General features: G+C 65.5%; 22 protein-coding genes and 2 tRNA genes. 12 read left to right on the forward strand and 12 right to left on the reverse strand.

The window, feature by feature from the left end; translation table 11 throughout:
• Positions 1–24 precede the first annotated feature (24 nt).
• The 3 genes from def to orn all read right to left on the reverse strand — a co-directional run bounded on the left by def (position 25) and on the right by orn (position 1,538).
• On the reverse strand, positions 25–597 hold the full coding sequence (def, locus tag J2808_RS20550; RefSeq protein WP_309820364.1) for a peptide deformylase: 573 nt from the start codon (positions 595–597) through the stop codon (positions 25–27).
• Positions 598–712: 115 nt separating this feature from the next.
• Positions 713–785: transfer RNA gene (locus tag J2808_RS20555), tRNA-His, on the reverse strand.
• 129 nt (positions 786–914) lie between these two features.
• Positions 915–1,538 (reverse strand): oligoribonuclease, encoded by a 624-nt coding sequence (orn, locus tag J2808_RS20560; RefSeq protein WP_309820366.1) that lies wholly within the window; start codon positions 1,536–1,538, stop codon positions 915–917.
• A gap of 163 nt (positions 1,539–1,701) precedes the next feature.
• On the opposite strand from orn, the gene mptB reads away from it, so the two are divergent.
• On the forward strand, positions 1,702–3,258 hold the full coding sequence (mptB, locus tag J2808_RS20565; RefSeq protein WP_309820367.1) for a polyprenol phosphomannose-dependent alpha 1,6 mannosyltransferase MptB: 1,557 nt from the start codon (positions 1,702–1,704) through the stop codon (positions 3,256–3,258).
• Between the two features lie 15 nt (positions 3,259–3,273).
• Here the strand turns inward: mptB and J2808_RS20570 are convergent, their stop codons facing one another.
• From J2808_RS20570 to J2808_RS20580, 3 genes are all read right to left on the reverse strand, one after another.
• Entirely contained in the window at positions 3,274–3,960 is a 687-nt protein-coding gene (locus tag J2808_RS20570; protein ID WP_309820369.1) for a DNA alkylation repair protein, read from the reverse strand.
• Positions 3,961–4,039: 79 nt separating this feature from the next.
• Positions 4,040–4,696, reverse strand: coding sequence for a GNAT family N-acetyltransferase (locus tag J2808_RS20575; protein ID WP_309820370.1), 657 nt, complete (start codon positions 4,694–4,696; stop codon positions 4,040–4,042).
• A gap of 6 nt (positions 4,697–4,702) precedes the next feature.
• Entirely contained in the window at positions 4,703–5,803 is a 1,101-nt protein-coding gene (locus J2808_RS20580) for a LacI family DNA-binding transcriptional regulator (RefSeq protein ID WP_309820371.1), read from the reverse strand.
• A gap of 177 nt (positions 5,804–5,980) precedes the next feature.
• Here J2808_RS20580 and J2808_RS20585 point away from each other — a divergent pair, with 177 nt between their 5' ends.
• The 3 genes from J2808_RS20585 to J2808_RS20595 are packed head-to-tail and all read left to right on the forward strand — an operon-like array spanning position 5,981 to position 9,218.
• Entirely contained in the window at positions 5,981–7,150 is a 1,170-nt protein-coding gene (locus tag J2808_RS20585) for a Gfo/Idh/MocA family protein (protein ID WP_309820373.1), read from the forward strand.
• Positions 7,150–8,364 (forward strand): dihydrodipicolinate synthase family protein, encoded by a 1,215-nt coding sequence (locus tag J2808_RS20590; protein ID WP_309820376.1) that lies wholly within the window; start codon positions 7,150–7,152, stop codon positions 8,362–8,364. Before J2808_RS20585 ends, J2808_RS20590 begins: the two co-directional genes overlap by 1 nt.
• Complete coding sequence (locus tag J2808_RS20595; RefSeq protein WP_309820377.1) at positions 8,361–9,218, forward strand: sugar phosphate isomerase/epimerase family protein; 858 nt, start codon at positions 8,361–8,363, stop codon at positions 9,216–9,218. Before J2808_RS20590 ends, J2808_RS20595 begins: the two co-directional genes overlap by 4 nt.
• A gap of 482 nt (positions 9,219–9,700) precedes the next feature.
• Here J2808_RS20595 and J2808_RS20600 read toward each other — a convergent pair.
• Positions 9,701–9,776 (reverse strand) — tRNA-Arg (locus tag J2808_RS20600).
• Between the two features lie 217 nt (positions 9,777–9,993).
• On the opposite strand from J2808_RS20600, the gene J2808_RS20605 reads away from it, so the two are divergent.
• The 3 genes from J2808_RS20605 (at position 9,994) to ettA (ending at position 12,943) form a co-directional block, all read left to right on the forward strand.
• Positions 9,994–10,533, forward strand: coding sequence for a single-stranded DNA-binding protein (locus tag J2808_RS20605; RefSeq protein WP_309820379.1), 540 nt, complete (start codon positions 9,994–9,996; stop codon positions 10,531–10,533).
• Positions 10,534–10,641: 108 nt separating this feature from the next.
• A complete protein-coding gene (locus J2808_RS20610) occupies positions 10,642–11,214 on the forward strand; it encodes a DUF6993 domain-containing protein (RefSeq protein ID WP_309820381.1) in 573 nt (190 codons plus the stop codon).
• A gap of 46 nt (positions 11,215–11,260) precedes the next feature.
• The gene (gene ettA, locus J2808_RS20615) at positions 11,261–12,943 is read left to right on the forward strand and encodes an energy-dependent translational throttle protein EttA (protein WP_309820383.1); all 1,683 of its coding nucleotides are present in this window, start codon (positions 11,261–11,263) and stop codon (positions 12,941–12,943) included.
• A 72-nt stretch (positions 12,944–13,015) separates the two neighbouring features.
• Here the strand turns inward: ettA and J2808_RS20620 are convergent, their stop codons facing one another.
• Positions 13,016–13,996 (reverse strand): acyl-CoA thioesterase, encoded by a 981-nt coding sequence (locus J2808_RS20620; protein WP_309820386.1) that lies wholly within the window; start codon positions 13,994–13,996, stop codon positions 13,016–13,018.
• A gap of 63 nt (positions 13,997–14,059) precedes the next feature.
• On the opposite strand from J2808_RS20620, the gene J2808_RS20625 reads away from it, so the two are divergent.
• Positions 14,060–14,716, forward strand: a complete 657-nt coding sequence (locus J2808_RS20625; RefSeq protein WP_309820389.1) for a hypothetical protein — start codon at positions 14,060–14,062, stop codon at positions 14,714–14,716.
• Here J2808_RS20625 and J2808_RS20630 read toward each other — a convergent pair.
• Both J2808_RS20630 and J2808_RS20635 read right to left on the reverse strand, forming a co-directional pair.
• Positions 14,713–15,165, reverse strand: coding sequence for a globin (locus J2808_RS20630; protein ID WP_309820391.1), 453 nt, complete (start codon positions 15,163–15,165; stop codon positions 14,713–14,715). The two genes, J2808_RS20625 and J2808_RS20630, sit on opposite strands and share 4 nt — an antisense overlap.
• A gap of 4 nt (positions 15,166–15,169) precedes the next feature.
• Positions 15,170–15,859, reverse strand: coding sequence for a mechanosensitive ion channel family protein (locus tag J2808_RS20635; RefSeq protein ID WP_309820395.1), 690 nt, complete (start codon positions 15,857–15,859; stop codon positions 15,170–15,172).
• Positions 15,860–15,977: 118 nt separating this feature from the next.
• Between J2808_RS20635 and J2808_RS20640 the strand changes: the two genes are divergently transcribed.
• Positions 15,978–16,970, forward strand: a complete 993-nt coding sequence (locus tag J2808_RS20640) for an NAD-dependent epimerase/dehydratase family protein (RefSeq protein ID WP_309820396.1) — start codon at positions 15,978–15,980, stop codon at positions 16,968–16,970.
• 15 nt (positions 16,971–16,985) lie between these two features.
• On the opposite strand, the gene J2808_RS20645 is transcribed toward J2808_RS20640, so the two are convergent.
• On the reverse strand, positions 16,986–17,459 hold the full coding sequence (locus J2808_RS20645; protein ID WP_309820397.1) for an OsmC family protein: 474 nt from the start codon (positions 17,457–17,459) through the stop codon (positions 16,986–16,988).
• A 9-nt stretch (positions 17,460–17,468) separates the two neighbouring features.
• A complete protein-coding gene (gene pepN / locus J2808_RS20650; RefSeq protein ID WP_309820398.1) occupies positions 17,469–20,036 on the reverse strand; it encodes an aminopeptidase N in 2,568 nt (855 codons plus the stop codon).
• 109 nt (positions 20,037–20,145) lie between these two features.
• On the opposite strand from pepN, the gene J2808_RS20655 reads away from it, so the two are divergent.
• The 3 genes from J2808_RS20655 (at position 20,146) to J2808_RS20665 (ending at position 22,621) form a co-directional block, all read left to right on the forward strand.
• Positions 20,146–21,162, forward strand: coding sequence for a hypothetical protein (locus tag J2808_RS20655; RefSeq protein WP_309820401.1), 1,017 nt, complete (start codon positions 20,146–20,148; stop codon positions 21,160–21,162).
• A 77-nt stretch (positions 21,163–21,239) separates the two neighbouring features.
• Positions 21,240–21,734: a ribose-5-phosphate isomerase gene (locus tag J2808_RS20660; protein WP_309820403.1), complete on the forward strand. Its 495-nt coding sequence runs from the start codon at positions 21,240–21,242 to the stop codon at positions 21,732–21,734.
• Positions 21,734–22,621, forward strand: coding sequence for an Fpg/Nei family DNA glycosylase (locus J2808_RS20665; RefSeq protein ID WP_309820406.1), 888 nt, complete (start codon positions 21,734–21,736; stop codon positions 22,619–22,621). The genes J2808_RS20660 and J2808_RS20665 overlap by 1 nt, the downstream gene beginning before the upstream one ends.
• Positions 22,622–22,673 lie beyond the last annotated feature (52 nt).

A 22,673-nucleotide genomic window follows, 5' to 3' on the forward strand; every position in this document is an offset into this window, starting at 1 on the left:
ACAGGTCCGGCCGGGTGGGGTTGCCTAGTGGCCGAACGGGTCCGGGTCCACGCCAGGCATCCAGGTCAGCCCGGGTACGCCCCAGCCGCTCTTCTTAGCCAGTTTCATGGCCTTCCGCGAGTAACGGTCCAGCAGCCTGTTGACATACAGCTTGCCGTCCAGATGGTCGTATTCGTGTTGGATGACCCGGGCAAACCAGCCCGTAGCCTCGAAGTCCACAGGCTGCCCATGCCCGTCGAAGCCTTGGACGCGGGCCCACTCGGCGCGTTTCAGCGGAAACTGGCCACCCGGGAAGGAGAGGCAGCCTTCTTCCTCTTCATCGGGGTCAGGCAGTGCTCCGGACACCTTGGAGAGCGTCAGGACGGGATTGACCAGAACTCCGACGGGGGGAGCGCCGTCCTCATTGGCGAATTTGTAGACGAAGATTCTTTTGCCGACGCCAACCTGCGGGGCTGCCAGGCCCACACCGTTGGCAGCGTCATTGGTTTCGAACATGTCGGCAATCAGGGTGCGCAGTTCGTCGTCGAACACTTCCACCTCGGCGGCACGGCGGTGGAGCACCGGTTCTCCCCAGATCGTGATCGGCAGAACTGTCATGGCAGGGGACCCTTCGTGCGAGCGGCGTGACGCCGGCATTTGTGCAAAAAAGAAAGGCCGCACCGGATATCCGGTACGGCCTCCAAGCGAACGGCTGCTACTGCCGCCCTGTGAGGGTGAGCTACGGGGGTTGAACCCGCGACCTCCTGGACCACAACCAGGCGCTCTGCCAACTGAGCTAAGCCCACCATGTGCCCTGCAGGTGATCCGGTGACCCGGTCCTCTGGAAAGGCAACTCAAATAGCTTACCTGCTGTTGGGGGATGGTTGTGCCACTTTTGGGGTTTTCGCGGAAAATTCCCCAAAACGTGGCGGAGATTACTCTCCCGGAGTGCCGGGCCCGCCTGTTACCCGCTGGGCAATCCCGCGGGCTGTGACGCTGTCAGGTCCGGGGGCCGGCACAAACACGGCCTCGCGGTAGTAGCGCAGCTCGTCGATGGAATCCTTGATGTCCCCGAGGGCGCGGTGGCCGCCCTTCTTGGCCGGGGACTGGAAGTACGCACGGGCGTACCAGCGCCGGGAGAGTTCCTTAATAGTGCTTACATCGATCACCCTGTAGTGCAGGTGTTCAACGACGGCGGGCATGTCACGCGAGAGGAAGACGCGGTCTGTTCCCACGGAATTGCCGCCCAGCGGGGCCTTGCGGGGATCCGGCACCCACTTTTCGATGTACTCCATCACGGCAGCCTCAGCTTCCGCCATGGTCTTGCCGTGCGGCAATTCCTCCAGCAGCCCGGACCGGGTGTGCATGTCCCGGACGAAGTCGTTCATCTGGGCGAGGGCGGCGTCCTCGGGCTTGATCACCACATCCACACCGTCACCCAGAATGTTCAGCTCCGAGTCTGTCACCAGCGCCGCCACCTCGATCAGGGCGTCGTTTTTGATGTCCAGGCCGGTCATTTCGCAGTCGATCCAGACGATGCGTTCGTTAGATATAGGCACCGGACCAGCCTACCGTTTAGCTCCGGTGCAACGGTCCGATGCTAGGATTTCGGGTACGGCGAGCCTGGCATTTCGGCCGCTGTGTTATGCCTGCGTGGCCCGGGCGGCTACCGCGGCCCGCCGGGCCGAAGCGCTGAAAGCAAAGAGATTGGACGATCCTGAGATGACGGCGCGTGTGCCTGCAGCGGGGGAGATGGCCGCCGCTGTGATCCCGGGGTCCGGTTTGGCCGAAGTGGATAACCCCCGGTCCCCGATCCTGGCCGGGTTTGTCGGCTCAGTCTTTATGGCGATCGGGTCCATCGGCGTCGGCTGGCTGGCGCCCGTCTCCGAACTCCGCAGGGTGCCCATTTTCATCTGGATGCGCACGGAGGCGATCGGGGTTGCCCTGGCCATCGTGTTGCTCGCGATCGGCGGCATGCTCCTTGTCCGTGCCTGGCTGCGGCTGGGCCAGCGGGTCCGGGTGTGGGGTCCTGGGGCGCGCAAGGCGACCCTGCAGGCGGTCGCGGCGTGGGGCCTGCCGATGGTGATCAGTGTCCCGCTGTTCAGCCGTGACGTGTACGCCTATATCGGCCAGGGCCGGCTGATGGTGGAGGGGTTCAACCCCTACGAGAACGGCATCTCGGCGCTGTCCAACTACTTCCAGCTTGGCGCCGACAGGCTGTGGACCGAAGCGCCGGTCCCGTACGGACAACTCTTCCTGTGGATTGAACAGTTTGTGGTCTGGTCCACCAACGTCCACCCCGAAGCCAGCGTGATGCTGTTCAGGCTGGTGGCGCTCGTGGGCGTGGTGCTCTGCATCATTTACGTGCCCAAGCTGGCCGAGCTTCATGGCGTCAACCCGCACCGCGCGCTCTGGCTCACGGCGGCCAACCCCTTGTTCCTGACCAACTTCATCGCCAGTGTCCATAATGACGCCCTGATGATCGGCCTGGCCCTGGCAGGGCTCTATTTCGCCGCCACCAGGCGCATGGTCCTGGGAATCGTCCTGGTGACGCTTTCCATCTCCGTGAAGCCCATCACCGTGGTCTTCCTGCCGTTCATCGGACTGATCTGGGCCGGGAAGAACGCCGGCTGGGGCCGGAAGTTCCTTTTTTGGGCCCTTACCGGCGGGCTGAGCCTGGCCATGCTGTACGCCCTGAGCCTGGTCAATGGATTCGGCTTCGGCTGGATCAACGGACTCTCTGCCCCCGGCAGCATCTTCATCTGGTACGCGCCGGTGGGGCTCGTGGGCCTGGTAGTCGCCTCTGTTACGAACGCGTTCGGGCTCGACGGGTGGACCCTGGCAGGTTGGGTGTTCGACGCCGGGAAGGTACTCGCCGTGGGCATCGTTGCCTTCCTGATTTTCAGGGGTGAGCACGAGCGCCTGATCAGGCGTCTGACGCTGGCATTCGCGGCGGTGGTGGTCCTGGCGCCCATGATCCAGTCCTGGTACGTGGTCTGGCTCATTCCGCTGTTTGCGGTGACTGGCATCCGCAACGACTGGCAGGTCAAGGCACTGTATTTCATTGTGTCGTTCTTTATGATCTACGCGATTTCGGACCAGCTGGAAGTATTTCCCTACCTCCAGACCGAAGATCTGGGGCTCGCCCTGGTGCTGGCCCGGTTCGCGGCGGCCATCACCGGACTGCTCTTTGCCCTGTACCTGATCTTCATGGATCCGCTCACCAAGCGGCTCTTCCGGAAAACGGGCGAGCCGGTTACGGAGCGGCCGGTCATCTGACAGCCCTGAGCAGGGTCAGCCGGGGTTCAGGCGGCGCAGGGCTTCCTTTCGGGACAGCGGACTCAATTGTGCGCCGTGTTCTGCCACGAAGTCGCGCACCCATGCAGGGTTGGTCTTTGCGTACTCGCGGAGCGCCCAGCCGATGGCCTTCCGGATGAAAAACTCCGGATCCGCGAGGTTGGGTTCGATGACTTCACGCAGCAGGTCACTATCGGTGGCGGCCTTCGCCTTCAACTGGGACGTGATGGCGGCGCGCCTGATCCAGAAGTCCTCATCGGTGCTCCAACTCCGCAGCACCGGTGTCATCGTGGCCCGGTGAGCCTGAAGCAACGCGCCAATGCGTTGGCTCACACCATCCACAAAGTCCCACCAGGCCCCCGTGCGGATGATTTCCTCATACACGGGCAGCATCAGGAGTTCCCTGGACGCCAGCCGTAGTCCCGTCAGGTCGATCGCCGCGTACCGTTCTTCCCGCCACTGCGCTTCCCGCCACAATTCCAGGACGGTCGCGCGCAGTTGTTCGGGCGACTCGAACGGATGGGCGGCGGCAGCCGCTACCACCGAACGGCGGACCTCGGGCACCCGGACGCCCAGGGACAGGATGGATGATTTCATGTACGCCTCCGCCCCCGCAGCACGCAGCGGATCAGCCTGCTCCATCAGCGCTGTGCGGATCGCGGCCAGGAGTTCGCGGTTCACCATCCTGCAACTCTAGCCAGCCACGGAACGGCCCGGCTGAACGGGCGCGCCCGCGTCCCTTCGGCCGGTATCTGCACCAGTACTACTGCGCAGCGGAGCTGTCTCCGGCGAGGCGCAGGCGCACCACGGCCCGCCCCGGAACCGCGGTACTGACCACGTTAAAGCCAGCGCCAAGGAACAGGCCCAGTGTGCCGTGGTACAGGTCGGCGGCTCCGGCTTTTGGACGTTGTGCGGGGTCCACGGGGTAGCCTTCCACGACGTCCGCACCATGGACCTGCGCGTGGTCGACGGCGGCGCGAAGCAGGGCGGCTGCCACGCCGCTGCGGCGGTGGCCGGCGGCAACCACAAAACAGGTCACCGCCCAAATCCCGCCAGACGTGCCGGATGTGGCGGCGTCGGCAGCGGTCAATTCGGCCTCCGCCCGGACGGAGGCTTCCGCCGACCGGAGGACCCGGGAGCGAAGAACCCGGGGATAACACTCACGTGGCTCCACCGCACACCAGCCCACAGGGTCGCCGTCACGGTAGGCGAGGATGCCGGGGGCCGGGGGCCCGGCGTCGAACTTGTCCTTCAGCTGTTCCTTCCGGGCTGCCGGACTCAGTGCGGTGTACTCCGGGCCGGTGAGGGCAAAGTAGCGGCACCAGCAGCGGGATGGTTCGCCCGGACCGCCGAACAGCCGCTCGACGTCATGCCACTGTGCGGCGGACGTCGTCAGGTCGGAGGCTGGCCGGGGATTCATGCTCGGTTAGTCCGAGGCGCTGGCCTGCAGCTTGAGGTCAGTGCTGCGCCGCAGCGTGACGTGGCCGGTGACGGGCGATGGTGCGGCGTCATCGTCGGCCGTTCCCGCTGCCCGGCGCGTGGCTTGCCGGCCGATTTCCTCGAGCGGCAGGTGGACAGTGGAGAGGGCCGGACGGAAATCCCGGAGCGTCTCAATATCGTCGAAGCCTGCGATGGTGGCATCCCGGGGAATGCGGAGCCCCTCCGAGCGCAGTGCTGCGGCCGCCCCGATGGCCATGACATCGTTCACGGCAAAAATGCAGATCCGTCTGCTGGTTTGCGATGTGCCGCTGTCCTCGGCAGCATGGGCAGCTTTGATCCGGGCGGCCAAGGCAACGCCGGCCTCGAACCCGCCGGAGCGGTTGAAGCCCGTGCGGATGACTTCCGCGGCTGGCAATCCTGCTGCGGCAAGGCCGCGCTGGAAACCTCGGACGCGGTCGTCCGAGGTGAACAGGCCGGCCGGGCCGCCGATGATGACGAAGTGGTCATCCCGCATGGCGGCCAGTTCTGAGGCAAGGGTGGCGGCGAGCTCCTCATTGGGCACTGTAAGCACGTGGTAGCCCTCGGAAACTGACGCGCCGACGACCGCATGCCCGACGACGGCAACCTGGCCGCCGTTACGGCAGTAGCGGTCCAGTTCCGCGGCCAGTTCGGCGTTGCCGTCTTGGTCCTCAGGGCGGGCGGAGCGGGATCCGGCGATGACAATCGAATCGGCCCGGCGGGCGGCAAAGGCGGCCACCGCTTCCTTTTCGTCGGCAGGGGCGCCGGCAGTAGTCGCCAGCAGAACCATCCGGCCCTGTTCCCGGGCGGCTTCCTGGACGCCGCGGGCAATCGCGGCAAAGTACGGGTCGGCGATGTCGTGGACGATCAGCCCGATCAAGCCCGAACTCGATTTGGCCAGACCCTGGGCCTGCGCGTTGGGGATGTACCCCAGGGAGTCGGCGGCCTTGCGGACCCGCTCGGCAATGTCCTGCCCGGGCTTCCGGGCGGAGCCATTGAGTACGCGTGAAGCGGTGGCCGGCGACACGCCGGCGAGGCGGGCGACCTCGGTGAGGGTACTGGCTACCACGGCGTCTCCTGTTTGGGCGAAATCCAGCGTGAATGGCGCTCGTTCCAGTATGGCAGTTTGCGGATGTTTGGGAAAGCGCTTGCCAAGCGCGGACCGGCTGGTGCATCATGAATGCAGTGGGAATGCGCTTTCCCAGTTCAGCTTGAGTAACCAACGCTCACTCACCGTGGAGGACACATGGGCTTCGAAACAAGGACAATCCGTATCGCCATGAACGGCATCACCGGCCGGATGGGTTACCGCCAGCACCTGCTGCGTTCCATCCTGCCCATCCGTGATGGCGGTGGCTTCACGCTGGAGGACGGCACCAAAGTCCAGGTCGAACCGATCCTCGTGGGCCGCAATGAAGCCAAGATCCGCGAACTCGCAGAACTGCACAAAGTCTCCGAATGGACCACTGACCTTGACTCCGTGATCAGTGACCCCACCGTTGACATCATTTTCGATGCCTCCATGACCAGCCTCCGGGCCGCCACGCTCCGTAAAGCCATGCGGGCAGGCAAACACATCTTCACCGAGAAGCCCACGGCTGAGACCCTCGAAGAGGCCATCGAGCTCGCCCGCATTGGAAAGGAAGCCGGCGTCACGGCCGGCGTGGTGCACGACAAGCTGTACCTGCCCGGCCTGGTCAAACTGCGCCGCCTGGTGGACGAAGGCTTCTTCGGACGCATCCTGTCCATCCGCGGAGAATTTGGTTACTGGGTCTTCGAGGGCGACGTGCAGGCAGCGCAGCGCCCGTCCTGGAACTACCGCAAGGAAGACGGCGGCGGAATGACCACTGACATGTTCTGCCACTGGAACTATGTCCTCGAAGGCATCATCGGCAAGGTCAAGAGCGTCAGCGCCAAGACGGCCACGCACATCCCGGCCCGCTGGGACGAGGCAGGCAAGGAATACAAGGCCACCGCCGACGACGCCTCCTACGGCATCTTCGAACTCGAGACCCCGGCCGGCGAGCCTGTTGTTGGCCAGATCAACTCCTCCTGGGCCGTCCGCGTCTACCGCGACGAACTCGTGGAATTCCAGATCGACGGCACCCACGGTTCCGCCGTGGCCGGCCTGAACAAGTGTGTTGCCCAGCAGCGCGCCCACACCCCAAAGCCGGTCTGGAACCCGGACCTGCCCGTCACGGAATCCTTCCGCAGCCAGTGGCAGGAAGTCCCCGCCAACGCCGAGCTGGACAACGGCTTCAAGCTCCAGTGGGAAGAATTCCTCCGCGACGTTGTCGCCGGCCGCGAACACCGCTTCGGCCTGCTCTCCGCTGCCCGCGGCGTCCAGCTCGCCGAGCTTGGCCTGCAGTCCAACGACGAACGCCGCACCATCGACATCCCGGAGATCACGCTCTAATGACTTCCCTCATCCTTCCCACCCACGACGGCGGCACCCGCGAGTACCGCCTCCAGGGCGGGGTGTCGTGGGCCCGCCCCACCGCCCCGCTCACGTCACGGCGCGCCTATGCCGCCGCGCACGTCATTCCCGAGGTCCTGGCGGACAACACACCGGGTGCCCCGGCCAGCCTCGACTGGGACGCCACCATGGCGTACCGGCACGAGCTCTGGTCCTATGGCCTGGGGGTTGCGGACGCCATGGACACGGCACAGCGCGGCATGGGGCTGGACTGGGCCGCAACCCAGCAGCTCATCAAGCGCACCGGTGTGGAGGCCGCTTCGGTGGTCTCCGCCGGCAGCGCCGCCACCGCCGGCAAGACTGTCCGCGACCTCGTCTCCTGTGGCGCCGGTACGGACCAGCTGGAACTCGACTCGCTGCCAGCAGGCGAAGCCGGACGTGCTGCCGTTTTGGACGCCTACCGCGAGCAGATCGCCGTCGTCAGCGAAGCCGGACCCAAAGTCATCCTGATGGCCTCCCGGGCACTGGCACGGGTGGCTACGAGTCCGGAGGATTACCTGAGGGTCTACTCCACGCTCCTCCAGGAGGTGGACCAGCCCGTAATCCTGCACTGGCTGGGGACCATGTTCGATCCCGCGCTGGCCGGCTACTGGGGTTCGGACGACGTTGCCGAGGCCACGGAGACGTTCCTGTCCCTGATCCGGGACAACGCGGACAAAGTGGACGGCGTCAAGGTTTCCCTGCTGGACGCTTCGCATGAAGTTGCGCTGCGGGCTGCGCTGCCGGAAGGCGTCCGCCTCTACACGGGCGACGACTTCAATTACCCGGAACTGATCGACGGCGACGGTACGCATCATTCGGACGCGCTGCTGGGCATCTTCGCCGCAATCTATCCTGCGGCGTCCGTGGCCTTGCAGCACTACGATGCCGGGGACGCTGCCAAGGCACGGGCCATCCTTGATTCCACCCGGGAACTGGGCAAGCACATCTTCAGCGCACCCACGTTTTACTACAAAACAGGGATCGCCTTTATGTCCTGGCTCAACGGCAAGCAGCCCGGCTTCCAGATGGTGGGCGGCCTGCATTCCGGCCGGTCGGTGTGCCACTTGTCCAAGACGTTCGAACTCGCGGACCAGGCAGGGCTCCTGAAAGACCCCGCCCTGGCTGCGTTCCGGATGTCCGACTACCTGCGAATCAACGGAGTGGGAGTATGACCTTACATTCAGGCCCGTCGCCTTTTGAGCGCCTGTCGATGAACAGCGCCACCACCAAGAATTGGAGTCTGGCCGAAGTGGTGGACGGCTGCGTCCGCGCCGGAATCCCGGCCATCGGCCCGTGGCGGGACCGCGTTGAAGAAGCCGGGCTGGACAAGGCCGCCAAGCTGATCAAGGACGCCGGCCTACGGGTCTCCTCGCTCTGCCGCGGCGGGTTCCTGACAGCCGCCGACGCCGAGGGGCAGGCCGCCGCCCTGGCCGACAACCGCGCCGCGATCCTCGAAGCCGTGGCGCTTGACACCCGGGAGCTCTTCCTCGTGGTGGGCGGACTCGCACCGGGGGAGAAGAACGTAGTGGCGGCACGCCAGCGGGTGGCAGACCGCCTTGCCGATCTGGTCCCGTTCGCCGCAGAGAACGGGATCCGGCTGGTGCTCGAACCGCTGCACCCCATGTACGCCGCCGACCGCGCACTGATCTCCACCCTGGGCCAGGCCCTGGACCTCGCTGCGCCGTTCGATGCGCGCATTGTCGGCGTCGCTGTTGATACTTTCCACGTCTGGTGGGACCCGGACCTGAAGGCGCAGATCGAGCGGGCCGGCCGGGAGGGGCGTCTCGCCTCCTACCAGGTCTGCGACTTCAACATGCCCATTGCAGCTGATCCGTTGCTGTCCCGGGGCTACATGGGCGACGGCGTCATTGACTTCGCCACCATCACCACCTGGGTCAGGGACGCCGGATACACGGGCGACATCGAGGTCGAAATCTTCAACCAGGAGATCTGGAACGCCGACGGCAACACCGTCCTGGAAACTGTCAAGGCCCGCTACGCGGAACTCGTGTTGCCGTACGCCTGACCGGATTCAGTCCGCGGTCACTGACAGACAGGAGCACTCCGGTTCAATGACGGGTGTTCTTTGCTGCCCCATTTGCCAGTCAGCGGACGTCACCGTACTCGGATATGTGATGCCGTCATGCGGCCTGGAAAGGTACAACGCCGACGTATCTGAGTACACGTGTGGGAACCCGAGCAGTCGGGGTCCGATAAAGCGAGTACCAACCACTCGTGTGTTCGGCGGCGGGAGGCTGTCTACTAATAAGCGCCGGCGGCCTCAGAGCAACCAATGAGACCGGAAACTCTGTCCCCCAACGTCGCCGGCGCACAACGCTATTGTTAGCCCCAAGCAGTGCCCGCCCACCGAAGTGGACGGGCACTGCTTCGGCTTTGCGGAATCCCGGCTCCTGGAATTGATTCCGGCGGGGAAACGGTGGCCCGGATTTCAAGGGTAAGACAACAGCGGCTTTGACCTGCGCTTCTGCAGGTCAAAGCCGCTGTTTTTGGTGCCCCAGGAGGGAATCGAACCCCCGACCGGCGGATTAGAAGGCCGCTGCTCTATCCCCTGAGCTACTGGGGCACGTGGCGCCACGACCAAGAAATCCGGCGCATAAAAAAGTTTACATTGCCCCGGGTGCCGCCGCGTCACTGCCGCACCACAGGGGGCACTTGTCCTCAACATGGCGGTTGGGGGCAGGGTTGTGCACATAGGCAAAATTGTCCCTCGCGGTCCGTTGGCGGCCGCGGGAAGCTGGTTCTGCCGCCTAAGGCACCACCTTTCGAGACAGGACATGACGATGAGTGATTACATGACGTTCCGGGGCTTTGTTGCCACTGATATCAAGACCTCCACCACAACCACCGGCGTGGGGACCGCATCATTTCGCCTCGGGTCAACGGCCAGGCGCTTCGACCGCACTACGAATTCGTGGGTAGACATGCACACCAACTGGTTCACGGTCCAGGGGTACCGCCAGTTGGCCGGGAACATGGGCTGCAGCATCAAGAAGGGCCAGCGAGTCATCGTGGTGGGCCGGCTCAAACTGCGCACGTGGGAGAAGGAGGGCCGCATCCACTTCGCGCACGAAATTGATGCAGAGTCCGTGGGGCACGATCTTATGTGGGGTTCGGCCAATTACATCCGCACGGTCAACAACGGACCGCAACTTGTGGCTGACGGCGGCCCGTCCGATCCTGACAGGGATGGCGGGGAGGCAGGCGAGGAGCAGGAACCCGATGACGATCTGGCGGCGTCGGAAATTTTCCACGAGGATGCGGACGGCAACTACATCCCGGTGGACATCGAAACAGGCGAGCTCGCCGACTCTGCCGTCTGAACGTGCAGATGGCAATCACCGACCGGGAAAGCCGCGGGCGGGGTGCCGGCGGTCTGCCGGTACCCCGGCGGTTCCATTGCGGCCTTGGCGCCGTGGCAGAATGGCGGCATGAAGCGCGCGACCGAAGACTGGCAGGCAACGCCCATCACCAGCCGGCCGGCGCTTCCCCGGCGGCGTGTCACAGTCCGGGGCAGGGCTTCGGCATCCATTGCAGTTGGTCTCCTGGCAACCCTTTTATTGTCGGCCTGCAATACAGGGTCACCGGCCGTGACGGGCCCGGACGCCAGCGGGCCTGGCACGGCTGGGGCCACTGAGCCAACTGCCGGACCAGGCACTGCCGGGCCAAGCGCTGCCGGGCCATCCGGCAGCACCCCGGCAGAGGACCCTGCCACCGTAACGATGAAGCAGACGGTGACGGATGCGCTGAACCGGCTCGCGGCGAAGACGCCCAAGCCGGCTACGGCCCAGGTAACCGAGGCTCTCACCGGCGCCGGTGTTGCCCCGGCAGTCCTTGAAGTATCGGCGAGCCGCACGCCTACCGGGCTGAAGGCTGATGCCATTGAGTCCGCAGTGCTGCAGGGCACGGATTGCGTCCTCGGCCATATCCGTGACGGCAGCGTCACGGTCACGGTCCTGCCGGTCCTGGCCAGCGGCAAGTGCTTCGTGGGTGCAGGAGTCTGAGGCACCGAATGTGAGTTAAGCCCGCCAACCCACTAGATTTGGAACCATGGCGGAATTTATCTACACAATGACCAAGGCCCGTAAGGCTGTTGGCGAAAAACTCATTCTTGACGACGTAAGCATGTCCTTCTTTCCGGGCGCCAAAATTGGTGTTGTTGGCCCGAACGGTGCCGGTAAGTCCACCATTCTAAAGATCATGGCCGGCCTGGACACCCCGTCCAACGGTGAGGCCCGGCTCAGCCCCGGCTACACGGTGGGCATCCTGTTGCAGGAACCGCCGCTGAACGAGGAAAAGACCGTCCTGGGCAACGTCCAGGAGGGTGTTGGCGAGATCTACGGCAAGATCCAGCGCTTCAACGAGATCTCCGAGGAAATGGCCAGCCCCGACGCTGACTATGACGTCCTGCTCGAAGAAATGGGGCAGCTGCAGGAAGCCATTGATAACGCGGACGCCTGGGACCTCGACTCCCAGCTTGAGCAGGCCATGGATGCACTCCGCTGCCCGCCCGCAGACGCTGACGTGACCCTTCTCTCCGGCGGTGAGCGCCGTCGGGTGGCGCTCTGCAAGCTCCTGCTTCAGAAGCCGGACCTCCTGCTCCTGGACGAGCCCACCAACCACCTCGACGCAGAGAGCGTTCTGTGGCTGGAACAGCACCTCTCCAACTACGCCGGGGCAGTCCTTGCCGTCACCCACGACCGGTACTTCCTTGACCACGTCGCGGAATGGATCGCCGAGGTTGACCGCGGCCACCTCTACCCCTACGAAGGCAACTACTCCACGTACCTGGAGAAGAAGCGCGCCCGTCTGGAAGTCCAGGGCAAGAAGGACGCCAAGCAGGCCAAGCGCCTCACCGAGGAACTCGAATGGGTTCGTTCCAACGCCAAGGGCCGGCAGACCAAGTCCAAGGCCCGACTGGCCCGCTACGAGGAGATGGCTGCCGAGGCAGACCGCACCCGCAAGCTCGACTTCGAAGAGATCCAGATTCCGCCGGGCCCGCGCCTGGGTGGCTTGGTCCTGGAGGCCAAGAACCTGCAGAAGGGCTTCGACGACCGCACCCTGATCGATGGCCTTTCCTTCACGCTGCCGCGCAACGGCATCGTTGGCGTCATTGGCCCCAACGGTGTAGGCAAGTCCACTCTGTTCAAGACCATCGTTGGGCTGGAACCGCTTGACGGCGGCGAGCTGAAGGTTGGCGATTCGGTCAAGATCTCCTACGCGGACCAGAGCCGCGGCGGCATCGACCCCAACAAGACGTTGTGGGAAGTTGTTTCCGACGGCCTGGACTACATCCAGGTTGGCCAAGTGGAAATGCCGTCCCGCGCCTACGTTGCCGCTTTCGGCTTCAAGGGACCGGACCAGCAGAAGAAGGCCGGCGTTCTCTCCGGCGGCGAGCGTAACCGCTTGAACCTGGCGCTGACGCTCAAGCAGGGCGGAAACCTGCTGCTCCTTGACGAACCTACTAACGACCTCGACGTCGAAACGCTCAGCAGCCTTGAGAACGCCCTGCTGGAGTTCCCGGGCTGTGCCGTCGTGGTATCGCACGACCGCTGGTTCCTGGACCGGGTGGCCACGCACATCCTGGCCTACGAAGGCGACGAGGAGAACCCCTCCAAGTGGTACTGGTTCGAGGGCAACTTCGAATCCTACGAGGAGAACAAGATCGAGCGGCTCGGCCCCGATGCGGCCAAGCCGCACCGTGTCACGCACCGCCGCCTCACCCGCGACTGATCCTGGCGTGAGAATGGCCGGTACCCCTCACGGGGTGCCGGCCATTTTGCTGCCTGCGACAAACGCGCAGAGTTAGTCCCGCACGGCCTTGCGGATCTGGTGCTGCAGCAGTTTGGACTGGACCGCCCCCACTACTTTGTTCTTCAGGTCCGTAGGAACACGGACCATCCCTTCCTGGGCCACGGAGGCGACGTGCTGCCCGGCCTGGTTGAAGATCTTGCCCGTGGCCAGGCCGCGGGCTCCCTGGGCGCTGGGGGATTCCTGGACGTAGAGCAGCCACTCATCCACGCGGGCGGGCCGGTGCCACCACATGGCATGGTCCAGACTGGCGACGCTCATGCCGGGGGTGATCCAGCTCAGCCCGTGCCGGCGCAGGATGGACTCCAGCAGTGTGTAGTCGCTCGCGTAGGCCAGCGCGGCCCGGTGCAGGTTCGGATCATCCGGCATGGGTCCGAAGGTCTTCATCCAGACCGCGTTGCGGGCTTCCTGCTTGCCCTTGGCGGAGACATAGATGGGTGTGTCCACGTGCCTGATGTCGAAGGGCCGTTCATAGGCCCAGTGCTGGGCGATGGGGTGGTCGAATTTGCCCAGCAGCTCGGCGGTGCTGGGCAGGGACTCGGGATGGGGAATTCCGGCAGGCATCTCCGATTCGTGGTCGAGGCCTTCATCCAGGTCCTGGAACGACGCGATCATCGACAGGATGGGCACGCCTTCCTGGTACGCGTGGACGCGCCGCGCCGAAAAGGACCGGCCGTCCCGCAGCCGCTGGACCCCGAACGTGATGGGCTTGTTGGCATCGCCGGGCCGCAGGAAGTAACCATGCATGGAGTGGACGAAGCGTTCCGGGTCCACGGTCCGCATGGAAGCAACCAGTGACTGCGCCAGCACCTGGCCGCCGAACACCCGTTCGCGGGGCTGTGGCTGCGACGGGCCGAGGAAGATGTCTTCATCGGTCCTGGCGCCTTCCAGCTCGCCGAGGTCAAGGAGCTGGATGAGCGTTGCGGTGGGATCGCCGCTGGGTGGCGCCAGCAGTCCGGTTTCGGCTTCAGTCATGGTTCGACTCTAGACGCAGCCCCGGCACCGCTCAACCAAGGCGCAGCCGGTAGTCTTCTTAGTGTGTCTGATCTACTCACCCAGTCCTTCCGCTTCGCCGATCCGCGTGATCTTGCCGATCTGCGCACTTTCGCTACGCGCGCCAAGACCATCGACGACGGCGCCATCCGGCTCCAGGCTTCGGGTTCCGTTTTAGCGGCGTACGTGTGTGTCCTGCGGCCCCGGCTGCTGGGCGAATCCACGCCCACGATCCTCGGCCTGCGGACCATCGGGCTGGCGGAACCTTCCACGATTGACGCCACGGTCGCGTTGTCCGCGGTCCTTGACCGCCTGGCCAGGGCGGGGGAGGAGGACGTCGAGCTGCCGGTTCCGCCGACCAGCGTCACCGAATCCTGGACCGGCGTCGGCGCACCGCGGAGCGGCTGGGAACTGGTGGGCGCACTGCCGGACACCGATCTCCGCCGGGCAGCCGAGACCGGCATCACCGAAGTGGCAGGCATCGTTCCCGCCCAGCCGGGGGCGCTCATCGTCAACAATGCGCGCGCTGCCGTGTGGGGCCGTGCCCTGGATGGCTCCGGGCTTCCGGCCGGAGCGGCTTTCGCGGCCCTCACGCTCGGATTCCTGGCAGACGGAGAGCAGATGCTCTACCGGGCGGGCCGGTGGTACCGCCTCAGCGGTCCCCGCGGTCACGTCCTGGTTCGGACGGGCAGCGGTTTCTAGGCTTCAGACGGACTGTTCACCATGGACAGCGCGGCGCGCTCCATGTAGTCCCAAAGGGTTCCCTCGTACAGGGGCGGCAACTCCAGTGAGTCCACGGCTGTCCGCATGTGGAACAGCCAACGGTCCTTGGCCTCCGGGGAGACCCGGAACGGCATGTGGCGCATGCGCAGCCGCGGGTGCCCGCGTTCTTCGCCGTACGTGGTGGGCCCGCCCCAGTACTGCTCCAGGAACATCAGGAAGCGGCGCTTGGCGGGGGCGAGGTCCTCTTCCGGGTACATCGGGCGCAGCAGCGGATCCGTCGCCACGCCGTCGTAGAACACATCGATCAGTTTGACGAACGTCTGGTGCCCGCCCACGGCGTCGTAGAAATTATCCGTGTAGCCGGGCTGGCTGAAGGGATCGTTCTGCATCAGCTGGCGTGGCTGCTGCGGTTCGGCGGGTATGGTCATGGCTCTATTCTCCCGCCTTCTGGGGCGTCTTCCTGGCCTCGGTGGCCGGCTCGTGCAAGGCAACCTCGGGCCCGGCCGCCGGCTCATCCGGAACGGGAACATAAGTCCCCTGCGACCGGTTGCCCACGCGCAGGATCTCACCGTTGCGGAGGTACCAGATGGCGCCGTCCTCGGAGCGGACCCGGGTGATACGCAGTCCCATGGACTCCACCACACCCACGACCTCGCTGGTTTCGATGACATCGCCGATCCCGTACTGGTCCTCGATGGTGATGAAGATGCCGGCGAGGAAGTCTCGGATCAGCTGCTGGGCACCGAAGCCAATGGCCACACCCAGGATTCCCACGCTGGTCAGCAGGGGGGCGATATTGATGTCCAGGTTCTGCAGGACATACATGGTGGTGATCACGGCCACCAGGACACCCACGATGCTGTTGAGCAACGAACCGATAGTTTCCGCCCGCTGCACCCGGCGCTCATGGTCCAGTGCCCGGATGGCGGGGGCAACCCATTTGAAGTGTGCTTTCTTAAAGAAATTGCTGCCTGACGCCACGCGCTTGCTGATCCGGGAAATCAGGAACGTCGCGACGAGCCAGATCGTGACACCGACACCGAGACTGATCGCGATGCCTGCGACGCTGACGCCGTCGGGATCGGCGGTAAGGGACGGGGCAATCGACATCATGCTGAACATAAAGGGTGAAACTCCTTGGGGTCTCCGGCGGCGGCCGGGGATAACGAAGGCCTGCACCGGGTTCGCCCGGCGCTTAAGGCTCTGTTCTCCCTTAACCCTAGCGCCGTACCGTGGACCCATGCGCATCCTGATCCTCGGCGGAACCGCCTTTCTCTCCTCAGAAATTGCCCGGCAAGCTGTGGCGGCAGGACATCCGGTCACGTGCCTGGCCCGCGGTTCCGCGGCGGAACCGCCGGCCGGCGTGCGGTGGGTGAGAGCCGACCGTTCACTTGGGACGGACAGCTACGCGGAAGTGGCAGGCGACTGGGACGCCGTCATCGAGGTGGCCCGTGATCCAGTGCCTGCCACCGAAGCGCTGGCAGCACTGGCGGATCGCGCCGGCCACTGGACGTTTGTGTCCAGCTGCTCCGTGTACGCAGACCATTCCACGCCGGACGCCCCCGAAGACGCACAACTCCTGGAGCCACTGCCGCGCGGAACCGAATCCACCCCCGAAAACTATGGGGAGTCCAAAGCAGCCATCGAGCAGGAAACCCTGAGGGCAGCCGGCGGCAAAGCCCATCTCTGCCGCGCGGGCCTGATTGGCGGTCCCGGCGACGGAACGGACCGCTACGGCTACTGGCCGGCCAGGTTCGCCCGGGACAACGGGCCCGCCGTCGTCCCTGACATTGCCAGCCATACGACGCAGGTGATGGACGTGCGGGATCTGGCCGCCTGGGTCCTGAGCGCGGCGGAGCACGGGGTGACCGGCGCGCTGAACGCGGTGGGGGACCAGGTGCCCTTTGGTGACTATGTTGAGGAATCGCGGACGGCCGCCGGTTACACGGGCGAGGTGCTTCGCGCTTCGGAGGACTGGCTCGCGCAGCATGGCATCGACTACTGGTCCGGGCCTGATTCCCTCCCGCTGTGGCTGCCGCCCGGCTACGAAGGGTTCTGCACCCGGAGTAACCAGGCGGCGCGGTCCTTCGGCCTGGCTATCCGGCCCTGGCAGGAGACCTTGGCGGACGCGCTGGCGGACGAACGCAGCCGAGGCCTGGAGCGCCACCGCAAGGCAGGGCTGGCACCGGCAACGGAAGCCCGGCTCGCTGAGGCGCTCCTTAGCGGACTCTGACCCCCACCCCGGGGGTCAGGCAGCCACGGTCACCGGGGAATGATGCACGGGGAAATTGACGCTCCGGGCAATGAAGCAGACGGCGTTGGCCTCCCGGTGAAGCTGGCCGGCCAGCTCCACGTGGGCCGGATCCGTCACTGTGACCCGAGGTTTCAGCGTGACCGACTCGAACTGCCCGCTGCCGTCCCGGTTCAGGCGCATCAGGCCCGTGGCGTTGTCCTGGTAGTCAGTGACCACCACCCCGTGCCGCACCGCCACGTGCAGGAAGGACAGCATATGGCACTGGGCGAGCGCGGCCAGGAGCAGCTGCTCCGGGTTGTAGCGTTCACGGTCCCCGTGGAACGTCGGATCGGCTGACCCCTTGAGGACAGGCAGACCGGGGATCATGATGTCGTGGTCCCGCGAATAGCCACGGTAAGACGAGGTTCCGTCGCCCAGGTTGCCGGTCCATTGCACCGTCAACGAATAATGGTGCTCGCCCAGGGTCATGCCGCAGGCCTACGCATCGCCCGGAAGCACGTCCGCCGCACGTGCCGCCAGCGCCCGCGCCACGCCGTCGCGGTTCTCCAGCATCATGCGCCGCAGGGCCGCACTGTCCGCCGGGAGTCCGGCCAGGAAACGGTCCGTCCGGTCCACGGTTTCCTGCGTTGTCAGCAGCGCCGGGTAGAGTCCGACGACGATCTGCTGGGCGAGTGCGTGGGTGCGGTTCGCGACGATCCCGGGAACGGCCTCGAAGTACTTTTCCGAGTAGGGCTCCAGCAACGTCCGGTCCAGTACCCGCATAAAGCCGGTGACCGCTGAACCCTGCAGCGCATTGGAAAGATCTCCTGTGACCACAACCGATTCCCAGGCTGCGGCCTTGGCCTCGGGGGTGGGGATCGCGGCCTGGGCCAGGGCGGCAGCGTTTTGCCCGCTGGCTGTGTTGTCCCGCTCCAGTTCGGCGTTGATCTGTTCCTGGCCCTGCCTGCCGCCGGCAACGAGTGACGTGAGCAGTTCCCAGCGCAGGTCCTGGTCCACGGCCAGCCCGTCCAGCGCCACGGAGCCGTCCAAAAGGCCGGCCACAGTGTCCAGCTGGCCGCCGCTGGAAGCCAGCAGGGCAAACGACTTCACAAACTGCAGCTGGGCGTCAGACCCGCCGGCTGCTGCGCCGGAGAGGTCCCACAGCGTGTCTGCGGCAGCAACAGTGGTGGCTTCGCGGTGCTCTTCGGCGACGTAAAAGCTCAAGGTGGTGGCCAGCTGGCGCAACTGGACCAGAATCACGGAGGAATCCGATTCGGCAGCTATGTTGGCCAGGATCAGCTCCACATAAAGGCGCGCGGGGGTGTCGCCGTCACGCGCCGCGTCCCAGGCGGAGTTCCAGACCAGGGTGCGGGGCAGGCTCTCGCTGAAATCCTTCAGGTGTGCCGTGGCCGTGGCGAGGGACTTTCCGTCCAGCCTGACCTTGGCGTAGGCGAGGTCGTCGTCGTTGACCAGGATCAGGTCCGGCCGTGCCAGACCCGCCAGGGCAGGCACCTCGGTGCGCTCGCCGTCGACGTCGAGTTCCTCACGGTGCACGCGTTCGAGCTTGCCGGCGCTGTTGAGGTTGTAGAACCCGACCGCCAGGCGGTGCGGACGGATGGTGGGCCATTCCGCCACTGCGGACTGGACGATGCTGAACGCGGTCAGGTTCCCGTCGGCGTCCACCTCGAGTTCCGGCTTGAGCGTGTTGACGCCGGCGGTCTCCAGCCAGAGCCGGCCCCACCGGTCAAGATCGCGGCCGCTGGCCTTTTCCAGCTCCACCATGAGGTCGCTGAGCTCGGTGTTCTGCCAGGCGTACTTGGCGAAGTATTCGCGGACGCCGGCCATGAACTGTTCCGGCCCCACCCAGGCCACCAGCTGGCGCAGCACTGAGGCGCCCTTGGCGTAGGTAATCCCGTCGAAGTTGACCTCCACGTCCTGGAGATCGTTGATTTCGGCGAAGATCGGGTGGGTGGTGGGCAGCTGGTCCTGGCGGTAGGCCCAGGACTTCTCCACGGAGGCGAAGGTGGTCCACGCGCTGGTGAAGGCAGTGTTCTCCACCGCGGCGAGGTGGGACATGTATTCGGCGAAGGACTCATTGAGCCAGAGGTCGTTCCACCAGCGCATGGTCACCAGGTCACCGAACCACATGTGGGCCAGTTCGTGCAGCACCGTGATGGCCCGGCGTTCGACCTGTGCCCCGGTGACTTTGCTGCGGAAAACGTAGCCTTCCAGGATGGTGACGGCCCCGGCGTTCTCCATGGCGCCGGCATTGAACTCGGGCACAAAGAGCTGATCGTACTTTTCAAACGGGTAGGCGACGCCGAACTGCGCCTCGAAGAATTCGAAGCCCTGCCGGGTCAGGTCGAAGATGTTGTCTGCGTCCAGGTACTGCATGAGTGATTTCCGGGCGAAGACGCCCAGGGGGATCACGCGGCCGTCGGAGCTGGCCACTTCGCTGCGAACGGACTGGTACGGTCCCGCGATGAGTGCCGTCACGTACGAGGACAGCCGCGGGGTGGGGGAGAACGTCCAGACGGAACGGGCGCCGCCACCGTCCCCGGGCGTAGTCTCTACCGGCACGGGGGTGGGGGAATTGGAGATGACATCCCAGTGTGAGGGCGCCGTGACGGTGAACGCGAAGGTGCCCTTGAGGTCCGGCTGTTCAAAGACCGCGAACATCCGCCGTGAATCGGGCACCTCGAACTGGGTGTACAGATAGACCTCGTTGTCCACCGGATCGACGAAGCGGTGGAGCCCTTCGCCCGTGTTCATGTAGGGCGCTTCGGCCACCACCGTGAGCTCGTTCGAATCTGCCAGGTCCGGCAGCTGGATCCGGGCACCGTCGGCGACGGACTGCGGGTCCAGGGCGTTCCCGTTGAGGGTGACGCTGTGCACGGTGTGCGTGACGGCGTCGATAAACGTGGAGGAACCGGGCACTGCCGTGAACTTCACCGTAGTGGTGGTCCCGAAGACTTCCTCGCCCCGGGTGAGGTCCAGGATGACGTCGTAAGAGTCAACGTTGATGAGTTCGGCACGCTCGCGGGCTTCGGCGCGAGTCAGGTTCATACCTGGCAAGTGGGTCCTCCAGAAGGGTTCGGTTGCCGGCGGGCGGTGGCCTGCACCGGCACAAGTGAAGTCATTCTGTCACGGCCGCTGGCGGGAGTAGCGTTAATGCATGGGAAAGTTCCGGGATTCGGTGGATGCCAAGGCGTTGCGGTTCGCAGTCGGCTTTCCGGTGGTCCTGGCGGCGGCTTTTGTGTTTAGCGCGTTTTTGTTGCGTGCCGATCTTCCGGACCCGGTGGCGATCGGCTGGACGGCCGACGGCGGCGCCTACTTTGCGCCCTTCGGCGCCTACGCGTGGGGCGGCGCGCTGCTGATCATCGCCGCCGGGTGGCTGGTGCTGTCCCAGGCGGTGCCCGTGTCCCGTCCCGCAGTGATGCGGCGGATCATGATGGGCACCGGACTGTTCCTGAGCCTGTTCATTACCGCTGTCCTGGCGGCGGGACTGGTAGGCCAGACCGGGCTCGCTGATGCCCGGGAGTCCCACGTGGACATGATCGTCCTCGCGGTGGGAAGCGGCGCGGCACTGTCGCTGGGAGTCATTCTGGGTTTTGTTTTCAAAGCTGACAGCCAATGGACACCCGAGGATGACAGGGCCCTGGAGCTCGCCCTCGCCCGTGAACTGGATCCCGAACTGGCCGGGGATACCTACCGGCTCTGGGTGCACGCCCGGAGTTCGGTGTTTGTCATGATCGCTGTTGCCAGCCTCTTTCCGGCCGCGCTGATTGTGGTGGCCCTGCCCTGGCTTGGTGCCCTGGTGGCGGCCGTTGCTGTGGTGGCCGCTGCCTTCCTCTTCGCCCGGGTCAAAGCGGACCGCCGGGGCCTGCGCGTGCTGGTGGCCGGCGTCCTGCCGGTCATGGACGTCCCAGCGGCCGCGATTTCCGCTGCCAGCGCCGCGGACGTCCGGGCGGCCGACTATGGCGGGTGGGGCTACCGCAACCACGGCGGCACCGCCGCAATGCTGGTCAGCAGCGGGCCCGCCGTCGTCGTCCGCAAAACGGACGGCCACAACGTGGCCGTCAGCGGCGGAAGTCCTGCGACGGCCGCCCGGCTGGCCGAAGTGCTGACCCGTGTCGCGGCAAGGGCCCACGGCGGTGGCTCCGGCGCAGGTGCTGCGGAGCCCGAGTCCTAGTAACCTTGTCCGTGTTGATCTGACCCTGGCCTGAACCAGCACCGCTGGCCCCGGCGCCGAAACGAACGGATACTGCTGTGACTTCTTCCCCTGCCTTCCCGCGCGTCCACATCGCCACCGACCACGCAGGCATGGAACTCAGCGCCCACCTGGTCAGTCACCTCACGGCCAAGGGCTACGACGTGGTGGACCACGGTCCCAAAGAGTACGACGCGCAGGACGACTACCCCTCCTTCTGCATCAATGCTGCGCTCGCCGTGGTGGCTGACCAGCAGGCAGGGGTGCATGCTTTGGGCATCGTCCTGGGCGGCTCGGGCAACGGCGAACAGATTGCGGCGAACAAGGTCAAGGGCGTGCGCGCGGCCCTGGCCTGGAACCGTTCCACCGCCACACTGGCACGTGAACACAACGACGCAAACGTTGTGGCCGTGGGCGGGCGCCAGCATTCTGTTGAGGAAGCAACGGAACTGATCGAAGCCTTCCTCGCCGAGCCGTTCAGCAACGACGAACGCCACGTCCGCCGGATCGGCAAGATCGCTGCCTATGAAGCCACCGGCGAGGTTGTCGAGTAGTGCCCGAAGGCCATTCGGTCCGCCGGCTCGCACAACAGTTCGGCGATGTTTTTACCGGCGAAGCACTTTCTGTCAGCAGTCCGCAGGGCAGGTTCGCCGCCGGCGCTGCGCTGCTGGACGGCCACATCCTGACAGACTCGCGCGCCCACGGCAAGCACCTCTTCCTGCACTTTGACCACGCGGTGGTGCTGCACGTCCACCTGGGGCTCTACGGCGCCTGGGACTTCGGCGGCGATGCCACGTTCCTCGGGGCGTCCAGCATCGGCGCGCCGCGGAAGATCGGGGAGCGCGAGGTCTTCGACGACGACGGGACCGCCGAATACGCGGGACCTCCCGAGCCACGGGGAGCCGTCCGTGTCCGCCTGGTCAGCGCCCACGGCTGGGCTGACCTGCGCGGTGCCACAACCTGCGCTGCCATCACCGAGGCCGAGGCGGGCGCCGTCCTGGCCCGTCTCGGTCCGGACCCGCTCCGGAACCAGCCCGAAGCCAGGACGCGGTTCGTGACGGGCGTTTTGTCCCGCAAGACGCCCATCGCTGCCCTGCTGATGGACCAGAAGGTGATAGCCGGCGTCGGAAACGTCTACCGCGCCGAAGTGCTCTTCCGCCAGGGACTGGATCCATGGCTGCCGGGCAACGCCCTGCAGGGCAGCGCTGCCGGACTTTTGTGGGACGACACCGCCGTGCTGATGGCCGACGGCGTCCGCGACGGGCGGATCATCACCACACCGGCGGGGTATTGGGCGGAAGGCGCCGCCCTTCCGTCCGGTGACGACGCGCATTACGTATACAAGCGGGAAGGGCTCCCGTGCAGGGTCTGCGCGGCTCCGGTGGCCATCACGGAACTGGCTGGCCGCAAGCTCTACTGGTGCCCTGGCTGCCAGCAGTAGCAGCGGCTGCCTGCACTAGCGCGGCTGCGGGCAGTGGCAACAAGAGTCAGGC

The sequence above is a fragment of the Pseudarthrobacter sulfonivorans genome (genome assembly GCF_031454915.1).
Classification (GTDB): Bacteria; Actinomycetota; Actinomycetes; order Actinomycetales; family Micrococcaceae; genus Arthrobacter; species Arthrobacter sulfonivorans_C.

What these genes read in the sequence shown, in the direction of transcription:
- J2808_RS20590 (WP_309820376.1), top strand. Translation starts at nt 7,150, where the DNA reads ATGACTTCCCTCATCCTTCCCACCCACGACGGCGGCACCCGCGAGTAC.
- J2808_RS20620 (WP_309820386.1), bottom strand. Translation starts at nt 13,996, where the DNA reads ATGACTGAAGCCGAAACCGGACTGCTGGCGCCACCCAGCGGCGATCCC.
- J2808_RS20635 (WP_309820395.1), bottom strand. Translation starts at nt 15,859, where the DNA reads ATGTTCAGCATGATGTCGATTGCCCCGTCCCTTACCGCCGATCCCGAC.
- J2808_RS20645 (WP_309820397.1), bottom strand. Translation starts at nt 17,459, where the DNA reads ATGACCCTGGGCGAGCACCATTATTCGTTGACGGTGCAATGGACCGGC.
- J2808_RS20630 (WP_309820391.1), bottom strand. Translation starts at nt 15,165, where the DNA reads ATGACCATACCCGCCGAACCGCAGCAGCCACGCCAGCTGATGCAGAAC.
- J2808_RS20585 (WP_309820373.1), top strand. Translation starts at nt 5,981, where the DNA reads ATGGGCTTCGAAACAAGGACAATCCGTATCGCCATGAACGGCATCACC.
- ettA (WP_309820383.1), top strand. Translation starts at nt 11,261, where the DNA reads ATGGCGGAATTTATCTACACAATGACCAAGGCCCGTAAGGCTGTTGGC.
- pepN (WP_309820398.1), bottom strand. Translation starts at nt 20,036, where the DNA reads ATGAACCTGACTCGCGCCGAAGCCCGCGAGCGTGCCGAACTCATCAAC.
- J2808_RS20570 (WP_309820369.1), bottom strand. Translation starts at nt 3,960, where the DNA reads ATGGTGAACCGCGAACTCCTGGCCGCGATCCGCACAGCGCTGATGGAG.
- J2808_RS20610 (WP_309820381.1), top strand. Translation starts at nt 10,642, where the DNA reads ATGAAGCGCGCGACCGAAGACTGGCAGGCAACGCCCATCACCAGCCGG.
- def (WP_309820364.1), bottom strand. Translation starts at nt 597, where the DNA reads ATGACAGTTCTGCCGATCACGATCTGGGGAGAACCGGTGCTCCACCGC.
- J2808_RS20605 (WP_309820379.1), top strand. Translation starts at nt 9,994, where the DNA reads ATGAGTGATTACATGACGTTCCGGGGCTTTGTTGCCACTGATATCAAG.
- J2808_RS20640 (WP_309820396.1), top strand. Translation starts at nt 15,978, where the DNA reads ATGCGCATCCTGATCCTCGGCGGAACCGCCTTTCTCTCCTCAGAAATT.
- mptB (WP_309820367.1), top strand. Translation starts at nt 1,702, where the DNA reads ATGACGGCGCGTGTGCCTGCAGCGGGGGAGATGGCCGCCGCTGTGATC.
- J2808_RS20575 (WP_309820370.1), bottom strand. Translation starts at nt 4,696, where the DNA reads ATGAATCCCCGGCCAGCCTCCGACCTGACGACGTCCGCCGCACAGTGG.
- J2808_RS20655 (WP_309820401.1), top strand. Translation starts at nt 20,146, where the DNA reads ATGGGAAAGTTCCGGGATTCGGTGGATGCCAAGGCGTTGCGGTTCGCA.
- J2808_RS20595 (WP_309820377.1), top strand. Translation starts at nt 8,361, where the DNA reads ATGACCTTACATTCAGGCCCGTCGCCTTTTGAGCGCCTGTCGATGAAC.